General features: G+C 45.7%; 12 protein-coding genes and 1 pseudogene. 6 read left to right on the plus strand and 7 right to left on the minus strand.

What is annotated here, in order from left to right:
• Positions 1 to 96 precede the first annotated feature (96 nt).
• The 3 genes from FR741_RS21315 (at position 97) to copI (ending at position 5585) form a co-directional block, all read left to right on the plus strand.
• Complete coding sequence (locus tag FR741_RS21315) at positions 97 to 1812, plus strand: efflux RND transporter periplasmic adaptor subunit (RefSeq protein ID WP_167427656.1); 1716 nt, start codon at positions 97 to 99, stop codon at positions 1810 to 1812.
• Positions 1813 to 1814: 2 nt separating this feature from the next.
• Entirely contained in the window at positions 1815 to 4955 is a 3141-nt protein-coding gene (locus tag FR741_RS21320) for an efflux RND transporter permease subunit (RefSeq protein ID WP_006742108.1), read from the plus strand.
• A gap of 63 nt (positions 4956 to 5018) precedes the next feature.
• Positions 5019 to 5585, plus strand: coding sequence for a copper-resistant cuproprotein CopI (copI, locus tag FR741_RS21325; RefSeq protein ID WP_167427657.1), 567 nt, complete (start codon positions 5019 to 5021; stop codon positions 5583 to 5585).
• Positions 5586 to 5682: 97 nt separating this feature from the next.
• Here the strand turns inward: copI and FR741_RS21330 are convergent, their stop codons facing one another.
• The gene (locus FR741_RS21330) at positions 5683 to 7032 is read right to left on the minus strand and encodes a ferredoxin reductase family protein (RefSeq protein WP_167427658.1); all 1350 of its coding nucleotides are present in this window, start codon (positions 7030 to 7032) and stop codon (positions 5683 to 5685) included.
• Positions 7033 to 7271: 239 nt separating this feature from the next.
• Here FR741_RS21330 and FR741_RS21335 point away from each other — a divergent pair, with 239 nt between their 5' ends.
• Complete coding sequence (locus tag FR741_RS21335; RefSeq protein ID WP_005391263.1) at positions 7272 to 8123, plus strand: carbenicillin-hydrolyzing class A beta-lactamase CARB-57; 852 nt, start codon at positions 7272 to 7274, stop codon at positions 8121 to 8123.
• Positions 8124 to 8414: 291 nt separating this feature from the next.
• Complete coding sequence (locus tag FR741_RS21340; protein WP_048625291.1) at positions 8415 to 9464, plus strand: sensor domain-containing diguanylate cyclase; 1050 nt, start codon at positions 8415 to 8417, stop codon at positions 9462 to 9464.
• 118 nt (positions 9465 to 9582) lie between these two features.
• Here the strand turns inward: FR741_RS21340 and FR741_RS21345 are convergent, their stop codons facing one another.
• Positions 9583 to 9735, minus strand: coding sequence for a hypothetical protein (locus FR741_RS21345; protein WP_005375418.1), 153 nt, complete (start codon positions 9733 to 9735; stop codon positions 9583 to 9585).
• A 245-nt stretch (positions 9736 to 9980) separates the two neighbouring features.
• On the opposite strand from FR741_RS21345, the gene speG reads away from it, so the two are divergent.
• The gene (gene speG / locus FR741_RS21350) at positions 9981 to 10520 is read left to right on the plus strand and encodes a spermidine N1-acetyltransferase (RefSeq protein ID WP_041853120.1); all 540 of its coding nucleotides are present in this window, start codon (positions 9981 to 9983) and stop codon (positions 10518 to 10520) included.
• A 48-nt stretch (positions 10521 to 10568) separates the two neighbouring features.
• On the opposite strand, the gene FR741_RS21355 is transcribed toward speG, so the two are convergent.
• From FR741_RS21355 to FR741_RS21375, 5 genes and pseudogenes are all read right to left on the minus strand, one after another.
• Positions 10569 to 11366 carry a hypothetical protein gene (locus FR741_RS21355; protein ID WP_104970180.1) on the minus strand — a complete coding sequence of 266 codons (798 nt, stop codon included), beginning with the start codon at positions 11364 to 11366 and terminating at the stop codon, positions 10569 to 10571.
• Between the two features lie 176 nt (positions 11367 to 11542).
• Positions 11543 to 12673, minus strand: a pseudogene (locus tag FR741_RS21360) (OmpP1/FadL family transporter).
• 116 nt (positions 12674 to 12789) lie between these two features.
• On the minus strand, positions 12790 to 15930 hold the full coding sequence (vmeQ, locus tag FR741_RS21365; RefSeq protein WP_167427659.1) for an efflux RND transporter permease subunit VmeQ: 3141 nt from the start codon (positions 15928 to 15930) through the stop codon (positions 12790 to 12792).
• A 10-nt stretch (positions 15931 to 15940) separates the two neighbouring features.
• Positions 15941 to 17083, minus strand: a complete 1143-nt coding sequence (vmeP, locus tag FR741_RS21370) for an efflux RND transporter periplasmic adaptor subunit VmeP (RefSeq protein ID WP_005391278.1) — start codon at positions 17081 to 17083, stop codon at positions 15941 to 15943.
• A gap of 90 nt (positions 17084 to 17173) precedes the next feature.
• Positions 17174 to 17965 carry a hypothetical protein gene (locus FR741_RS21375; RefSeq protein ID WP_021450687.1) on the minus strand — a complete coding sequence of 264 codons (792 nt, stop codon included), beginning with the start codon at positions 17963 to 17965 and terminating at the stop codon, positions 17174 to 17176.
• Positions 17966 to 18238: the final 273 nt, after the last annotated feature.

Raw genomic sequence — 18238 nt, forward strand, 5'->3', positions numbered from 1 at the left:
ACATGAGAGAACCCAAGTTTGGGGACGATGGCGAATGCACACCAATAAACAATCAACATCGCTGTCATGCCTCATGGGGAAAATAAGGAATTAGGAATGAGTTCAAATTCAATCAAGATAGCAACCATCGCTCTGCTTGTTGGCGGGGCACTAGGGTTTGGCGTTAATCAGTACCTATCTGGTGCAAACCACGACATGAGTGGCTCAGGCGCTAACGCTGCAAGCAGCTCAAACGAGCCACTCTATTGGGTTGCTCCAATGGATCCAAATTATAAGCGCGACAAACCGGGCAAATCGCCAATGGGCATGGACTTGATCCCAGTGTACGCTGAAGATCTCGCGGGTGAACAAGACAAACCCGGCACGGTAAAAATTGACCCATCAGTTGAAAACAACTTAGGTGTAAAAACTGCTCAAGTCTCTTTAGAGCAACTTTCACCTCGGATTGAAACTGTCGGCTATATCGCGTTTGACGAAAGTCATTTGTGGCAAACCAACGTTCGCGTGGCCGGCTGGGTTGAAAAGCTTTACATTAATGCCGTGGGTGAAAAGGTCAAAAAAGGCGATGTGCTGTTTACGCTGTACTCGCCTGAGCTAGTCAAAGCACAAGAAGAGCTGCTGAACGCCTACCGAACTGGGCGTAATGGCCTGGTGAAAGGCGCGACAGAACGTTTGGTGACACTGGGTGTTGATCGTTCTCAAATCCAAGCCATCACTCAACGCGGGCAAGCATCGCAAACTATTGAAATTAAAGCTCCGGAAGATGGCGTCATCGCGAGTTTGAACGTTCGTGAAGGTGGTTACCTATCCCCTGCTCAAGCGGTAATCAGCGCGGGCCCACTTGAAAACGTATGGGTGGATGCCGAAGTATTTGAGCGCCAAGCTCACTGGATGAAAGCAGGAAGTAGCGCCACTATGACGCTTGATGCTATTCCAGGCAATGAATGGAAAGGGGTTGTCGACTACGTATACCCTATTCTGGATCCTAAAACTCGTACCTTGCGTGTACGCCTCAAGTTCCCTAACCCGAATGGCGATCTTAAACCTAATATGTTTGCCAACATTGCCCTTCAACCAGTCACTGATAACGCAGTTATGACGATTCCTAAGTCTTCCGTTATTCGATCCGGCGGTATGACCCGAGTCGTGTTGTCTGAAGGCGATGGTAAATACCGCTCAACGCGCATCAAAGTTGGGCGTGAAGCCGACGACAAAATCGAGGTGCTACAAGGTCTGTCTCAAGATGATCGCATCGTAACCTCTGCGCACTTTATGTTGGATTCGGAATCGAGCCAAACGGCTGATCTATCCCGTATTTCATCACCTACTGAATCCAAAGTAGAAACAGTTTGGGCTAAGGGTGAAATCACCGATGTGATGAAAGATCACCGTATGTTGACCATTAATCATCAGCCCGTAGCAGAGTGGGATTGGCCGGGTATGGTCATGAACTTTACCCTCGCAGATGACGTTGATGTGGGCACTCTGCAAAAAGGCCAAGCTATCGAGTTTGAAATTCAGAAAACAGAGTCCGGTCAATATGAAGTCGTTGACTACAAAGCCGATGACAGCGTTGTCGTGACTGACGTATGGATTACCGGAGATATCAGCATGTTGATGGCGGATTTTGGGATGATAACTCTCAACCACCTACCAGTTGCAGAATGGAACTGGGAGGCAGGAGAGATGAACTTCTCTGTGGGTGATGAAGTGGATCTATCCGGATTCAAAGAAGGTCAGAAAGTCCGATTTCTAGTTGAAAAACAAGGAGCTGACTACGTATTGAAGCAACTTGAAGCGGTTGAGGGCTAACTATGATTGGAGCAATAATCCGCTGGTCGATCAAAAACCGTTTCATGGTTTTGATCGCAACCTTAGCGCTTGTTTTAACCGGACTTTACAGTGTAAAGAATACACCTGTAGACGCCATTCCGGATCTTTCTGATGTTCAGGTGATCATCAAAACAAGCTACCCAGGCCAAGCACCTCAAGTAGTTGAAGATCAAGTTACTTACCCGCTAACCACCGCCATGCTCGCCGTACCAGGAGCGGAAACCGTTCGTGGTTATTCATTCTTTGGTGACTCATATGTTTATATCATTTTTAACGATGATACCGACATGTATTGGGCACGTTCGCGCGTTTTAGAGTACCTAAGCCAAGTAGCACCTAAATTACCACCGAGTGCAAAACCGACATTAGGACCAGATGCAACGGGTGTGGGCTGGGTCTACAGCTATGTACTGCAAGATAAAACTGGCAACCATGATCTTGCTGATCTACGCAGTATGCAAGACTGGTTCTTGAAATATGAGCTGCAAACCGTCGATGGCGTCTCTGAAGTCGCAACCGTTGGCGGTATGGTGAAGCAATATCAAGTTCAGATTGACCCAGCTAAGCTACGTGCTTACAACCTGACACTGCAACAAGTGAACATGGCGATCCAAAACGGCAATCAGGAAACGGGCGCCTCTGTTGTTGAAGTAGCAGAAGCGGAACACATGGTTCGCACTACAGGTTACCTAACGAGTATTGAGGATATTGAATCACTTCCGCTCAAAGTGACAGAGAAAGGTACACCGCTCTTACTGGGCGACATTGCCGACATCAACTTAGGTCCGCAAATGCGTCGCGGCATCTCTGAGCTTAACGGCGAAGGTGAAGCGGTTGGTGGAGTAATTGTCATGCGATTCGGCGAAAACGCGAGTGAAGTCATCAGCAAAGTTAAAGACAAACTGGAAGATTTACAGCGCAGCTTACCGGATGGTGTAGAAATCGTGCCTACTTACGATCGCTCCACGCTGATTAACGCTGCCGTAGAAAACTTGTGGAAGAAATTGGCGGAAGAATTCATTGTCGTGGCGATTGTTTGTGCCCTCTTCCTATTTCACATCCGTTCGTCTTTGGTGATCGCTCTGAGCTTGCCCGTCGGTATTTTATCCGCGTTTATCGTCATGCATTCTCAAGGCATTAATGCCAACATCATGTCGCTCGGGGGGATTGCCATCGCCATCGGTGCTATGGTGGATGGTGCCATCGTAATGATAGAAAACGTCCACAAGCATATTGAACGAACGCCTCTCACGGATAAGAACCGCTGGCAAGTGATTGGCAAAGCCGCTGAAGAAGTGGGCGCGCCCCTGTTCTTCTCACTACTTATCATCACGTTAAGCTTTGTGCCAGTATTTGCACTGGAAGGTCAAGAGGGCAAGATGTTCTCCCCTCTCGCCTTTACTAAAACTTATGCAATGGCCGCAGCGGCAGGTTTGGCAATTACCCTCGTACCTGTGCTCATGGGTTATTTCATCCGTGGCAACGTATTACCAGAGCATAAGAATCCAGTAAATAGAGGCTTAATTGCGCTGTATCGCCCGTTGCTGAATACCAGCCTCAAGTATCCTAAGAGTATGATCGTTATCGCTTTAGGCCTAATGGCGTCAGCTTACTATCCAACCAGTCAACTGGGTAGCGAGTTCATCCCACCATTGGATGAAGGCGACTTGATGTACATGCCGACTACGTATCCGGGAATCTCGATTGGTAAAGCACGTGAACTAGTTCAGCAAACTAACAAACTGATCAAAACCGTACCGGAAGTCAAAACGGTTTGGGGCAAGATTGGCCGTGCAGAAACGGCTACCGACCCTGCGCCACTCACTATGATTGAAACTGTTATTCAGCTAAAACCTCACGATCAATGGCGTGAAGGCGTGACGACAGAGTCGTTACGCAAAGAGTTCGATGAACTGATTCAGTTCCCGGGGCTCACCAACGCATGGGTAATGCCGATCAAAACGCGTATCGACATGCTTGCGACGGGCATTAAAACGCCAATTGGGATCAAAATCGCAGGCCCAGACCTGAAAGAGATCGAAAAAATTGGTGCTCAGCTGGAACCTATTCTTAATAGCGTTCATGGCACCTCATCTGTATATGCGGAGCGTGTCGCGGGTGGCCGTTACGTGACGATTGATATCAAACGCCGCGCAGCTGCGAGATATGGATTGAGCATCAAAGACGTTCAGCAAGTTATCTCAACAGCTGTTGGGGGTATGAATGTTGGAGAAACCATTGAAGGCTTGGAACGCTACCCGATTAACGTCCGCTATCCGCAAGATTACCGTGACTCGGTTGTTAAACTGCAAAACCTACCACTGGTAACCCCCAACGGCGCACGCATCGCACTCGCAGACGTGGCAGATATTCGTTATGAGGATGGCCCACCGATGATCAAAACCGAAAACGCGCGTCCAAACGGTTGGGTTTTCGTGGATATCGAAGGTCGTGACCTGGGCTCATACGTCGTGGAAGCACAACAAGTAGTAGCAGATCAACTTGAATTACCTGCGGGTTATTCGCTGGCTTGGTCAGGTCAGTACGAATACATGGAACGCGCCAAAGACCGCTTAAGTGTCGTAGTACCAATCACTATTGCGATCATCATGATGCTACTTTACTTCAGCTTCCGCCGTGTGGGTGAGGTGCTGATCATCATGCTGACGCTGCCTTTAGCAATGGTTGGTGGCTTATGGCTGATGCATTATCTGAACTACAACTTCTCTATTGCCGTGGGGGTTGGGTTTATCGCCCTCGCCGGCGTTGCGGTGGAGATAGGCGTCATCATGCTGGTGTATCTCAACCAAGCATGGCACCACCGAAAACTGGATGCAGAAGAGAAACAACGACCACTTCAAGCGCGGGATCTTACAGACGCAATTCGCGAAGGCGCTGGCTTGCGTGTGCGGCCTGTCATGATGACCGTATTAACGGTAATCATTGGTCTTATTCCAATCATGTACGGCGAGGGGACAGGCTCTGAAGTGATGCAACGCATCGCTGCACCGATGATTGGTGGCATGGCTTCTGCCCTGCTGTTAACGCTGCTTGTGTTACCTGCCATCTTCAAGCTGTGGAAACAGCGTGAAGTGAAATCAACTCAACACCAAGATAAATAACAACGAGCGCCATTATTCAGAGAGTAATGGCGCGATAGCTAATTGATAGTAAAGGAAATCAACATGAAAAAGACTCTTATCACTCTTGCTCTAACCATGGTATCGGGTGGCGTATTTGCTCAAATGGATAACTCAAACATGAACCACGAAAATATGGAGCATGGTCAAATGGATCACGGTTCCATGAACATGGATAAAATGCCGATGGATCATGGAAAAATGGATCATTCTGGTATGAGCGGCATGCCGGGCATGTCAGCGGTTGGTATGCCTGCAAATGGCGCAAAACCAGACAAAGTCGTTCATGTACTCTTAACGGATGATATGAAAATTACATTCAAAAAAGACGTGACAATAGAACCGGATGATGTGGTTCAATTTGTGGTAATGAATACAGGCAAAATCAATCACGAATTTACCATTGGCTCAACAGAAGAACAACTTAAACACCGTGAAATGATGAAAACCATGTCTGGCGATCACATGCATGACTCCGGCAATGCTGTCACTGTTGAACCAGGCAAAGCGAAACAACTCCTGTGGCACTTCCATGGCGATAAAAATGTAGAGTTCGCGTGTAATATCCCCGGACATGCAGAAGCCGGCATGGTCAAAAAAGTGGAACTGTAGTAAGACCGGATTAACGCATTAACACGGTTCATAGACGTTAAATATAAATAAAAAGGAGCTAATATCAGCTCCTTTTTATTTCGCCCCAAATACTAGACTATCGCATCACAAACAGCTCTTCATGATAGCGATGTTCTATATCAAAACGATATACCTCTAACTCTTTTTTCAGGGTTCGAGAGAATACCTCCGGTCCACAGAAATAAAACTCATAACGCGATAAGTCGCCGCATTCCCTCGCAATTCGTTCAACATTAAGTCGAGGTGAAACCGCAGTATCTATCACGTTCAGTTTCACTTGTGCCTGACGCGCGGCATTCCACAGTTCATCCACTAAATGACTATCTAAGCCACGTGTGCAATAAAACAAATGCACTGGCGGATGTCTTTTTAACGCTTTCAATGAAGATAAGATAGCAAAGAACGACGCTATCCCGACACCACCAGCAATCCAAACTTGCGGCTTGTTGACATCAAACTCTAAACGTCCATACGGCCCTTCAACAACAACCTCATTACCCGCTTTCACGCGCTGGTACAAATTGGTCGTGAAATCGCCTAGCTCTTTGATCAAAAAACGGACCTCTGGATCGTGCTCACCTGAAACAATCGTAAACGGATGTGGATCTTCGTTACCAAAACGAACGTAAGCAAACTGCCCAGCTTTGTGCCCTTGCCAAGGTTTTCCTTGGTCGTTAATGCCTAGCGCCAAAACCAGCTCCATCACTCGCGCTTGAGGGAAGTAGCGAGTCGACACCACTTTGGCGGGATAGCGATTCGCTCGTCCGACAAAGCCAAACAAGCTATAAACGGCAGCCGCAGAGCCCATCAATGCAAAACCAAAAGCGATAAAATGAATGGGATCGCCCCAGTATGCATGCTTTATCAATAAGACCGAATGCAAGGCAACCATCAAATACACCACAGCCATTAAACGATGGGATAACTTAAACGGTTTGTATTTAACAACAGTCCAGAGTGACACTACCAGCAATGCCAATAACAAATAAAAGCCCCACTCACCTAAATCCAAGCCTACATCACGCAGTTCTTTAACCCATAACTCCAAACCAACGAAGTTATTGCCTGATGGCCCTGCTCCAGTGTGTTTTACTGGTTTTTCCAACCAACCAGCAGCAACGAGCCACTTCGGCACTTTATACATAAGCCAATGGATCACACCCAAACTGACGCCTGCTATACCTAACCACTTGTGTACTCGATATGCCTTGTCCATGCCATGAGCCCATTGCTCTATCACAGGTAAGCGCAGCGCCAGCACCATCGCAATAGACATCAAAGCTAACGACAAAACACCAGAATATTGAATAAGCGCGGAGCGCCATTGGAAGAATTGGGTCGAGGACAGCAGTTGCGGTTCACTCATCCACCACAACACAGACACGGCGGCAACTATCATCCATAAAAAATTTCGTACAGTTTTCATGAACATCACTCTCAAATTGACGACAACTCTAGTTTAGTTTTTCTAGCGTAATGCAACGTCAATATTCGTAAAGTTGAGTAAACCCTCAATATACTTAAGGCCAATAACAAACTTGGAGGTATTGCGCAGAATCCTACAAAAAATCGACATGGATTTAACAGTGGTTAGAGTATTCGCTCGTTATAGTTTGCGTAACATCGCCACAGTGCGAACCAAAACCAAAATGAAGAACACGACGCATGAAAAAGTTATTTTTGTTAGCTGGGCTAATGGTTTGCTCAACCCTAAGTTACGCATCCCAACTGAATGAAGACATTTCTCTCATCGAACAACAAACCTCAAGCAGAATTGGAGTCTCGGTTTGGGATACGCAAACCGATGAGCGCTGGGATTACCGCGGCGATGAGCGCTTCCCACTCATGAGCACATTCAAAACCTTGGCTTGCGCCACAATGCTAAGTGATATGGACAGCGGTAAGCTAAGTAAAAATGCGACCGCGAAAGTCGATGAGCGCAGCATCGTTGTGTGGTCTCCAGTGATGGACAAACTCGCAGGCCAAAACACACGCGTAGAGCACGCTTGTGAAGCCGCGATGTTGATGAGTGATAATACTGCTGCCAACTTAGTATTGAATGAAATCGGCGGTCCTAAGGCCGTGACAATGTTTCTGCGAACTATTGGTGATAAAGCGACGCGCCTAGATAGATTAGAACCACGTTTGAACGAAGCGACACCGGGAGACAACCGCGACACAACCACACCTAACGCCATGGTAAACACTCTGCGAACCTTGATTGAAGGAGAAACGTTGTCTTACGAGTCTCGCGTGCAATTAAAAATCTGGATGCAGGACAACAAGGTTTCAGACTCGTTAATGCGTTCAGTATTACCAACAGGTTGGTCTATCGCCGACCGCTCTGGTGCGGGTGGTCACGGTTCGCGCGGTATTAACGCAATCATATGGAAGGAAAACCATCGTCCTGTTTACATTAGTATCTATGTCACAGAAACCGAGCTATCACTTCAAGCCAGAGACCAGCTCATCGCGCAAATCAGTCAGTTGATTTTACAGAAATACAAAGATAATTAATTCACTGCTTACGTATTTACTTTCCTAAGTTCACCCTCTTTGCCCTTCTCTTCCCTGAAGGGCTTCTTATTCTTTGGTTCTACCTCAAAAACACCCCTTATTGAGTAATGACTTACTTATAAATAGGTATAACATTTATTCATTTAGGCGTGAGTTAACGCCCACATTAAGCAACTGAACACACATAGATGGCGATAAATAAACCATAATCTTACGTAGAAACGCATTTTTCTTGAAAATAGCTTCGTGTAACTTATTGTTGGTATTTGCAACATCGCAAGGAGATGTCTATTGAGACTTGAAAGAACTTTTAACCCTGATGACTTATCGATGCAGAACATGGAAAGTCCGATCTGTATGCCGATAGGGTTTGTTCACTTTTTAGCTCAATCGGAAACATTGCAGCAGGTGCTCGATACTGTCGCAGAATGGATAAATCGTATATTCAATTCTGACCGCGCGAGTATCACGCTTTATGAAAATGATGATCATCTAAAGGTCTACTCTTTCTCTGGTAATAAAGCGATTCCGGCTGAATTCTTGGTACCTATTCACCGAGCTTTTGTTGGCCGAGTGTTCAAAAAACAACAACTGATGATCTGTGACGATGTCACTCAATCTGATGAGGTCGATTGTGTGATGCTGGCATCCAATGGCATGGGGACGTGTATGGATGCGCCTTTAATGCACGGTAAAGTCTGTTTGGGCACGCTTAATGTTGCACATCACCAAACGCACACTTATACAAACGAACAAGCGGCACAGCTTCAGTGCATTGCTAACTGGATTGCTTTAAACATTGCTCTTCATATACAAATTATGAAAATGGAGCATCTTGCCACAACGGATGACCTGACTGGCATTCCAAACCGCAGAGAATTCATGCGACAAATCGAAAGCCGCCTGAATGAATACCGCACCCAAGGCATTGACTTCCATGTTGCTATTCTAGATTTAGACAACTTTAAGAGCCTTAATGATCGGTTTGGTCATGACGCTGGCGATAAATCGCTGATCCATGCAGTCAACACCATTCAAAGCCATCTACTTGACTGTGACTTACTTGCCAGAGTTGGCGGTGAAGAGTTTGCCATCGTACTAAGAAGCCGGTCATCGCAAGAAGCCCTAAACACATTAGAAACGATTCGCAATGCGCTAGAAACTACGACGATTCAACATTCAGGTCGTGATATGAGCTTTACCGCTAGTATTGGTGTAACTCAAGTCTGTAGCTTGGATGACTCGTTTGAACCACTCGTAAAACGCGCCGACTTAGCCCTTTACAAAGCCAAAGAAACCGGTAGAAACCGTGTTGAGGTTCATAAAACAGAAGAAAACTAGAAAAGAGAGTGATAAAAAAGGTAGCGACTTGTTGCGCTACCTTTTATAAATTCTAACCCGCCTAAAATAAGTAATACGAACTTTAAGCCAGTTTAGAAATAAGAGTGAGCAAATTTAATTATGCTTTCTTAAGATCTTTAGCTGGGTAAGTTAGCGTTTTCTCGCCTGCTTTTACGTGTGTGTAAAAACCGCCACTGCTTAAACCTGTAACAACCATTTCGCCAAGATCGATACCTTTAGTCGCCACTACTACGTCACCGATTGAAAACATATTGAATACCTTGTTTATTTAGATTAAGACACTAAGTCGTTGCGCGGTATTTAATATGATATTAGGCAAACCACCTAATCGAATTTTTTATCGTAAAGATTAATTTTTATTTGGCGTGAACTCTAAGTTTCCATATTGAAAAAACCACAATATTTCCCAAAAACAGATGCGCTATTCTTGTTAAATACGTTAAGATTTTCTAGCATCAATTGCGGAGGTTTACTCCGCCTCATTGGAGATAAATGATGAAGAAAGGCCTAAAAATGCGTGCACTAGAACGCTCTGATTTGCGCTTTATTCACGAACTAAATAACAACCGAAATATCATGGCCTACTGGTTCGAAGAGCCTTATGAATCTTATGATGAGCTCGAAGAACTGTACCGAAAACATATACATGATGACGCAGAAAGACGCTTTGTGGTTGAAGATGAAGACGGCATAGTGATTGGATTGGTCGAACTTATTGAGATCAACTACATTCACCGAAGCGCTGAGTTTCAGATAATCATCGCCCCAGAACATCAAGGACGAGGTTATGCGACAGAGATGATTAATCGTGCATTGGATTACTCCTTCTCGATTCTTAATCTACGTAAAATATACTTATTGGTCGCAGTGGATAATGAAGTCGCTATTCATTTATATAAGAAATGTGGTTTTATTGAAGAAGGCCATTTAGTAGAAGAATACTTTATTAACGGAGCCTATAGCGATGTTAAGCGCATGTATATATTAAAACACCAATATCAGAAAAAGATCGAAGAAAAGAACGCGATTCACTAATTTATTCCATCAAAGTAAAAACGCAGCCATCGTTGCTGCGTTTTCAATTTATTCAAATTGATATTGGTAAGATAATGCGACGCGCCTATCTGCCTCATCTAAATAGGTGTTGTTGTCCATGACAAACGTCATTACGTTAAACGAGTGACGTTTATTCACGAGATAACCAAGGCCGATACCACCAAAGAAGCCTTTGTAGTTCTCTCCTTCACTGTTTTCTGAGCCGTAAGTGCCTGCTGCGAAGCTGATTAACGTCAGCTCTTTGGTAAACGATTTCAGCGCAAATGCACCAACGTAACCACTGCTGCCTGAAGAGCTCATCATATTGAAGCCATTCTCTGCACTTGGAGTGCCCGTAAAATTAGGCTCGCTACAGTGGCTACTTTCTGCACCGTCACATACGGGAACATCACCAGTGTTGTACGTATAGCCTGCCATTGGGAAAATTTGGAAGCCTGCTGGCTCAATCCCGAAATAACTTAGCGGCATAAAGGTACCAACGCTGTAGTTGGTTTGATCCGCGCCGTTTACGTATTCATTTTTACCGAAGTTGAAGTTCACGATACCGACCGGAAACAACCACGAGCCACCAATACGCCACTCGCTCGCATCATCATTGATACGCAGGTTAATTTTGCGCGCTTGGTCAAGCGCAAGTGAGCCCGAGAATGAGATGTTTTGATCATCAAAATCGTAGTTGTTTGCGTAAGACGCGCCAAATTTCGTGATGACTTTTGTTGGGTCATCCGCCAACTTGTTTTTATTGTCTTTTACTCGATGCTCGGCACCATGAGCCAGCGTACTGACCAACAAAGTCGTACACACTAACGCTAGTTTATTTTTCATTTTTTAGTCCTTTGAGATGTTGAATACCCGCACTTAGCTGCGCAGATACTTTTTGAATCATCACTCACTGGATGTGACAGAAGCGCCCTAACTACCTTAAGTGGCATGACAACATCCAGTGCAGGTAGTTAGGGTAGAATGGCCTGTAAGGAAGGCGTTTTAGCGATTAGGAGTGATTAGTTTTTCCAGTTGTAGCTCATGCTCATGAAGTACAGAGCAGGCTCATCAAAGCCAGCTTGTAAGCGTGGCGTTTCTGTTTCTGAAGACTCCATCAAGACCGCTTCAAACGCGAAACCAATTGAGTTTTCTGAATCCAATTTGTAATCAATGCCTGTACCAATGCGGTACGCCTTGCCAGTAGGGACGGTAATGTCACCGTTTGATTGGCTCTCATACATGCTGGTATCGAATGCAAAGCCTGCATTCCACATCATTTTTTCATTCAGTTTGTACTGAGTACCCAATGCGATTTGGTAAGTGTCTTGTGTCTCTACATCGACCAAATCTGCAGCCTTAAGCGCAGTTGTGTATTCGCTCCAGTCTTGCCAGTTCACATTCCACATCACCGCTAGGTCATCATTCACTTCATGGTAAGCACTGAAGATCAGTTGTTGCGGAGCAATGGAGTTACTATTGTCGAATTCAAATTCGGTTTCAGAAGAGTAAGACAGACCAAGACGCGTGCCTGGTGTTGCCTCATAAAGCACACCTACTCGGCCGTTGACTTGAGTATCTTGGTCTTCGTCTAAGTATTTTTTATGCATGTCAGAGCTAGCCAACGTCCCTTCAGCTTCAACTTCATACATACCGTACTGAATGCCAAGCGCCGCACCCACAGACCAGTGATCATTGATGCGGTAAGAAGCGGAAGGTTGAATGGTCAAGGCTTGTGTCGTTGCTGTAGGAATATCTAAATGATTATCCAAAAGACCTTCGTACTCGAGACCAAGGCCGTAGTTGCCATATAAACCAATACCCAGCGTCCATTTGTCGTTCACTTGTTAGCTGTAAAATGCCGACGCCATAGGAACAAAACCAATCACGTTGCCAGCATCGCCAGTCATCTTGTCTAGTTGCGCGTCACCGTAAAGGCCAATCAGGTTACCAGAGAAAGATTTACCAGAAACATTCGCCAGACCAGCCGGGTTTGCAGCCATTACTGAGGCATCTTGCGCACGAGCCGCCATACCAGCGGATGCCAAACCAATATCCGATGCTGTTGTTTCGTAAAGGTATAACCCACCCGCTTGCGCAGAAGCACACGTCAGTAGAGAGCTCGCTACGACGATTTTTGAAAGATTTTTCATGTTAAAACCTATTATTGTTAGGGGAACCCACGCTGCGACGGTGGTTGTATATCAATGAAAGGCATTGGCCAATCGCACACAGCGTGGGGGGGTTGTGGAGTCAGTTGAAATCAGCGTTATTGCTCGCTCACCTCAAGTTCAGTGGGTTTCTTTCGCTTAAACTTCTCGCGCAGAGATTGCATCATCACGAAGAACACCGGCGTCAGCAACGTGCCTACAAACGTAGAGAGAATCATGCCGCCGAATACCGCAAAGCCCAGTGAGTGACGAGATGCCGCACCGGCACCCGATGCAATCACCAACGGGAATACCCCCCAGATGAAGGCGAACGCAGTCATCTGTACTGCACGGAAACGGATTCGAGCAGCTTCTTTGGCAGCATCAATGATTGATAAGCCCTTTTCTTCTCGCAGAATTTTGGCAAATTCCACGATAAGAATCGCCACTTTGGCGGACATACCAATCAAGATGACCACACCAATCTGCACGTACAAATCGAACGGTTGTCCCACCAGCAGTAGCGTGCCCATTGCGCCGAGAATCGCGACTGGAACCGCCATCATTACCGCAGCAGGAATGGTCCAACTTTCGTACTGAGCCACCAAGAACAAGTAGGTGAACAGCAAAGACAATGCGAACGCGATTGGTGCCATGTTGCCTGCTTTCATCTCTTGGTAAGTCATGCCTGACCACTCGTACGAGTAACCACTTGGCAAAGATTCCGCAGCCAGTTTTTCAATGGCTTTTACAACATCACCCGAGCTGTGACCTGGCGCTGGCGCACCGTTCACGGTTGCAGAACTGAACATGTTGTAGTTCGATAAGGTATCAGGGCCGAAGATCGGCTTCACTTTCACTAACGTTGCCAGTGACACCATTTTTCCAGAGCTTGAGCGAACAAACAGATGGTCGATGTCGTCGATGTTGTCACGATATTGCTCTTCTGCTTGCACTTTCACTTGGTACGAACGACCAAACAAGTTGAAGTCAGAAATGTAGGCGCCGCCCAACTGTGCTTGCAGTGTGCTGAAGATTTCATTCAACGGTACGCCCATCGAAATCGCTTTATCGCGGTCAATATCGATGTAACGTTGCGGAATGTTCGCACGGAAAATCGAGAACGCTCGCGCCACTTCAGGCAGTTGATTGATTTGGGCAACAAAATCAGCGGTTGTTTTTGCCAATTCTTGTGGAGAACGGCCCAAGTTGTCTTGCAGCACAAGGTTGAAACCATCCACCGCACCCATGCCTTTGATTGCCGGCGTCGCGAAAACGAACGAAGTGGCATCTGGCGTTGAGTTCAGCATTTGGTTAACTTTGTTCATCAACGCACGTTGGTGTAGCTCAGGGTCTTTACGTTTGCTCCAGTTATCCAGTTTGATGATCAACATGCCCGAGTTTGGAATCGACGCCATGTTAATTACCGAGAAGCCCGCAACCGAAACCACGTTCTCCACACCTTCCATCTGTTTTAGCTCATCAACGTACTTCTTCATTAATGGTGCAGTACGCTGCAATGCTGCTGCGTCTGGCAAACGCATTTCGACCATGAACACGCCTTTATCTTCGTTTGGTACGAAAGAAGAAGGTACGGTCATGAACGCAAACGCTAGCACCGCAATAAGCGCGCCATACACACCGATACTCAGCACAATGCGGCGGCTCAAGAAGCCAACTAAACCTTGGTATTTGCGCGTTATTGCTTCAAAACCTCGGTTAAACGCACGCAAAGGCGCAATAGGTTGCGAGTGAGTTGATTTCAACATCAACGCACAAAGCGCTGGCGTTAACGTTAATGCGTTGATCGCAGAGATCAGCACCGACACACAGATGGTGACCGCGAACTGGTTGAACATTCGACCAGAAATACCCGGCAATAGCGCAACCGGTACGAATACCGCCAACAAAATAAGCGTTGTTGCCAATACAGGACCCGTCACTTCTTTCATGGCTTGGATCGTGGCCGGAATCGGGTCTAAATGCTCTTCATGGATAACCCGCTCCACGTTCTCCACCACGATGATCGCATCGTCCACCACGATACCGATGGCGAGGATCAAGCCAAACAACGAGATGGTGTTAATGGTCATGCCCATCACGCCCATGATTGCGAACGTCGCAATGATGGAAACCGGAATCGCTAAGGTTGGAATGATGGTCGCTCGCCAGTTCTGCAAGAAAACGTACACAACGAAGGTTACAAGAAGTACCGCAATCACCAGCGTCTCGTACACTTCATCAATCGATGTCTCTACGTATTCGGTAGAGTCATACGCGATGTCGTAGACCAAATCATCTGGGAACGATTTCTCGTACTCTTTCATGGCCTCTTTCACGCGTTCCATCACGTCTAGCGCGTTCGCTGTCGGCAACTGGTACAAGGCCAGAACGGCGGCTGGTTCGTTATTCATACGACCATCAGCTTCGTAACCTTGTGCGCCAACTTCCACACGAGCCACATCTTTCAAGCGAATCAAAGAACCTTTCTTGCTCGCGCGGATGATGATGTTCTCGAACTCTTCCGCAGAAGTAAGGCGGCCTTTGGTTTGCAAAACATATTGATATTGCTGGTCACCCGGAGCTGGCATACCACCGATCTTACCCGCCGCCACTTGGATGTTTTGCGTTTTAATTGCACCAATAACATCGCTAGCAGAAAGCTTCAAGGTGGCCAGTTTATTTGGGTTCAACCAAATACGCATTGAGTAGTCTTTCTTACCCAGCAGCGTAATGTCACTCATACCTTCGATACGTTTTAGACGCTCAACGATATTGAGATCCGCGTAGTTAGAAAGGTAGATACTGTCGTAAGACTGTTTCGGGGAACGCAGTGTGATAACGCCTAGCATGTCGGAAGATTTCTTCTTAACCGTCACACCGATTTGGTTTACTTCTTGTGGTAGAGACGACGTCGCCTGTGCCACCAAGTTGTTCACACGAACCTGCGCCATATCGCCATCTGCGCCCACTCGGAAGTAAATACGCAATGTGTATGAGCCATCGTTACCAATCACAGAAGACATGTAAATCATGTCTTCAACGCCGTTGACTTTGGCTTCTATCGGTTGTGCTACCGTCTTTTTAACCACGTCCGCGTTTGCACCCGGATACATGGTGCTCACCGTAATTACCGTTGGAGAGATTTGAGGATACTCAGAAATTGGCAAGACTTTCAGGGCGATCATACCCATCAATGTCATCGCCAGTGAGATCACCAAAGCAAACTTCGGCCGGTGAATGAAAAATTTACTTAACATCAGTACTCACTCAGCCTTGTTCACTCTGTAGTTCAACGTCTTTCACCGTTGCACCCGGACGCACTTTTTGTAGACCATTGACGATGACTTTTTCGTTAGCCGCCAAGCCAGTCAGCACAGCACGTTTCACACCGTAGGTCTGACCGAGTTCAACGTTACGACGTGACACCACGTGATCATCACCAACCACCATGACGTAGTCACCCGCTTGGTCTTGCTGAACAGCCGCCGATGGGATAAGCAAACCATCAATGGTTTTGTTGCGCAACTTGATGGTCAAGTTGCCATATTCACCCGGCATAAGCGCGTAAGTTGGGTTATCGAATTGTGCTTCTGCTCGAATTGAGCCTGTTTCTAAATCGATCTTATTGCCAACGGCGTAGATCTTGCCATCAAGTGGATACAATGAACCGTCTGAAAGCGTCAGTGTTAAATCAACATCCAGTTTGTCATCGTTACGATGAGCCACATCAATGGCACTTCTTACTCGGCGGTAGAGCTTCTCATCCACATCAAAGCCAAAGCGAATTGGGTCGATTTGAGTGATCGAAACAAGAGGAACGAGTTGAATTTTCGAAATACGGTCACCCACTCGGAAGTTGCTGAAACCCACGCGGCCAGAGAAAGGAGCACGCACAGAGCTAAATTCAAGATCGAGCCTTGCTGAAACCAGCGTCGCTTTCGCCTCTTCTACCGAAGCAATCGCTGCGGCGTGCGCAGCAATGGCATCATCGTATTGCTGCTCACTGATGCTTTTATCTTTGATGAGTTTCTTCACACGTTCTGCATCACGCGTAGTTTGAACGAGTTGTGCTTTGGCTTTTTGCAACGACGCTTTTGCATACGCCAGTGCCGCTTTGTAAGGACGGTCGTCGATTTCAAACAGCAATTGGCCTTTTTCGACCATATCGCCATCTTTAAAATGAATCGCGGTTAATTCGCCACCGACTCGAGGCATAATATCAACGTCATTTACCGCTTCAGTTCGACCGATAAAAGTATGATAAGGAGTGATTTTTGTTTCGGTTAGAGTAACGGTTTCAACAGAGGGTGCTTGGGCTGTTTTCGTTGCGATATCGCCAGTTTTGCATCCTGATAGTAATGCAGAAGATATAGCAATAGATACCAACGCAAATTTATATTTGGCTTTCATGATAAACCTACTTTATGTAGAAAGTGCCCTAGCCTAAATGTTTAAATATATGGATAAACACACTTTCTATTCTGGAAATAAACGAGGGAGTTAGAATTGGTAGTTAAATTCGATACGGTGATCACCATCACCGAAATTAACGTGCTCATTCCAGTTTGCAAAGTAACGAATATTTGCGCGAGGATTAATTTGATAAGACAACGCAAACTCATGAGTTAAGATATTATCTTCACCCGCGTAATAAGTATCTTTATATTGACTAGACCCTGACAATGTATGCATATACATTGGGTTGTAGTTAATCCAGATTTTATCGGTTAATTCAATTTTTGAGTACATACCGACAACAGTGAAAGTACCTGGAATTTCATAACCTTTGTCATCACCACTAAAACCATTAGCAATAGTGACACCCGCACCAGCTAAAGGAAATAACTGCAACATGCCAAACTTAGGTAGGCCTTGAATAAAGCTATAAGATGCATCTAATTTATCGTTATCAACATCGTAGTTTACATCCAATTGACGGCCTAGACCTTTTGCGACTTCTACTTGGAAATTACGTAGTCGGAAAGAGTCAATGCTGTCATCAACATTGGCATACATTGGATCGTCATTGTCGCGAATGCCAAATAGCTCACCACCAATGCCTTTCATTTCGATGATGTTCATCGCCATGGTGCCAGGCTGGCTAGATTGGTAAGTTTGACCGATTTTGATGTTCGCGCCTTTGTCAGTAATACCAAAGCCCGCTTGGGTGTAAACCGCAAGTGGGTCAGACATGTCTTGTAGTTCTTCGTCATTATTTGTCTGAGCATAAGCAGAAGACGCGAGTTGAAGGGCTGCTGCCATGATAACAACAGACGGTTTCACTAAATTCATAAAACTGTATCCATTTTAATGATTATAAAATTATTCACGTCATGAGGTCATCATAAATAGCAAGCAACACAACTCGCTTTGGATAATATAAATTATCAAAGCAAATTTAATAATGACGAAACATTAGACGTTTTAATTAAAATAAAATAAAGCGTCGTAAAAGTTCAATCACTGCTACTTATATCTTATATAACTTGAAATTTGGTAAGCTTTACGAAGAAGGGAGTATTAAAACTTATGAAAATTCAATTATCATTAGAGCAAATGATTAAT

Source organism: Vibrio diabolicus, assembly GCF_011801455.1.
Lineage (GTDB): Bacteria > Pseudomonadota > Gammaproteobacteria > Enterobacterales > Vibrionaceae > Vibrio > Vibrio diabolicus.

Bases quoted from the DNA above. Each gene is read 5' to 3' on its own strand.
- vmeQ (WP_167427659.1), bottom strand. From the start codon at position 15,930: ATGTTAAGTAAATTTTTCATTCACCGGCCGAAGTTTGCTTTGGTGATC.
- FR741_RS21315 (WP_167427656.1), top strand. From the start codon at position 97: ATGAGTTCAAATTCAATCAAGATAGCAACCATCGCTCTGCTTGTTGGC.
- FR741_RS21345 (WP_005375418.1), bottom strand. From the start codon at position 9,735: ATGTTTTCAATCGGTGACGTAGTAGTGGCGACTAAAGGTATCGATCTT.
- FR741_RS21335 (WP_005391263.1), top strand. From the start codon at position 7,272: ATGAAAAAGTTATTTTTGTTAGCTGGGCTAATGGTTTGCTCAACCCTA.
- FR741_RS21375 (WP_021450687.1), bottom strand. From the start codon at position 17,965: ATGAATTTAGTGAAACCGTCTGTTGTTATCATGGCAGCAGCCCTTCAA.
- FR741_RS21330 (WP_167427658.1), bottom strand. From the start codon at position 7,032: ATGAAAACTGTACGAAATTTTTTATGGATGATAGTTGCCGCCGTGTCT.
- FR741_RS21320 (WP_006742108.1), top strand. From the start codon at position 1,815: ATGATTGGAGCAATAATCCGCTGGTCGATCAAAAACCGTTTCATGGTT.
- speG (WP_041853120.1), top strand. From the start codon at position 9,981: ATGAAGAAAGGCCTAAAAATGCGTGCACTAGAACGCTCTGATTTGCGC.
- vmeP (WP_005391278.1), bottom strand. From the start codon at position 17,083: ATGAAAGCCAAATATAAATTTGCGTTGGTATCTATTGCTATATCTTCT.
- copI (WP_167427657.1), top strand. From the start codon at position 5,019: ATGAAAAAGACTCTTATCACTCTTGCTCTAACCATGGTATCGGGTGGC.
- FR741_RS21355 (WP_104970180.1), bottom strand. From the start codon at position 11,366: ATGAAAAATAAACTAGCGTTAGTGTGTACGACTTTGTTGGTCAGTACG.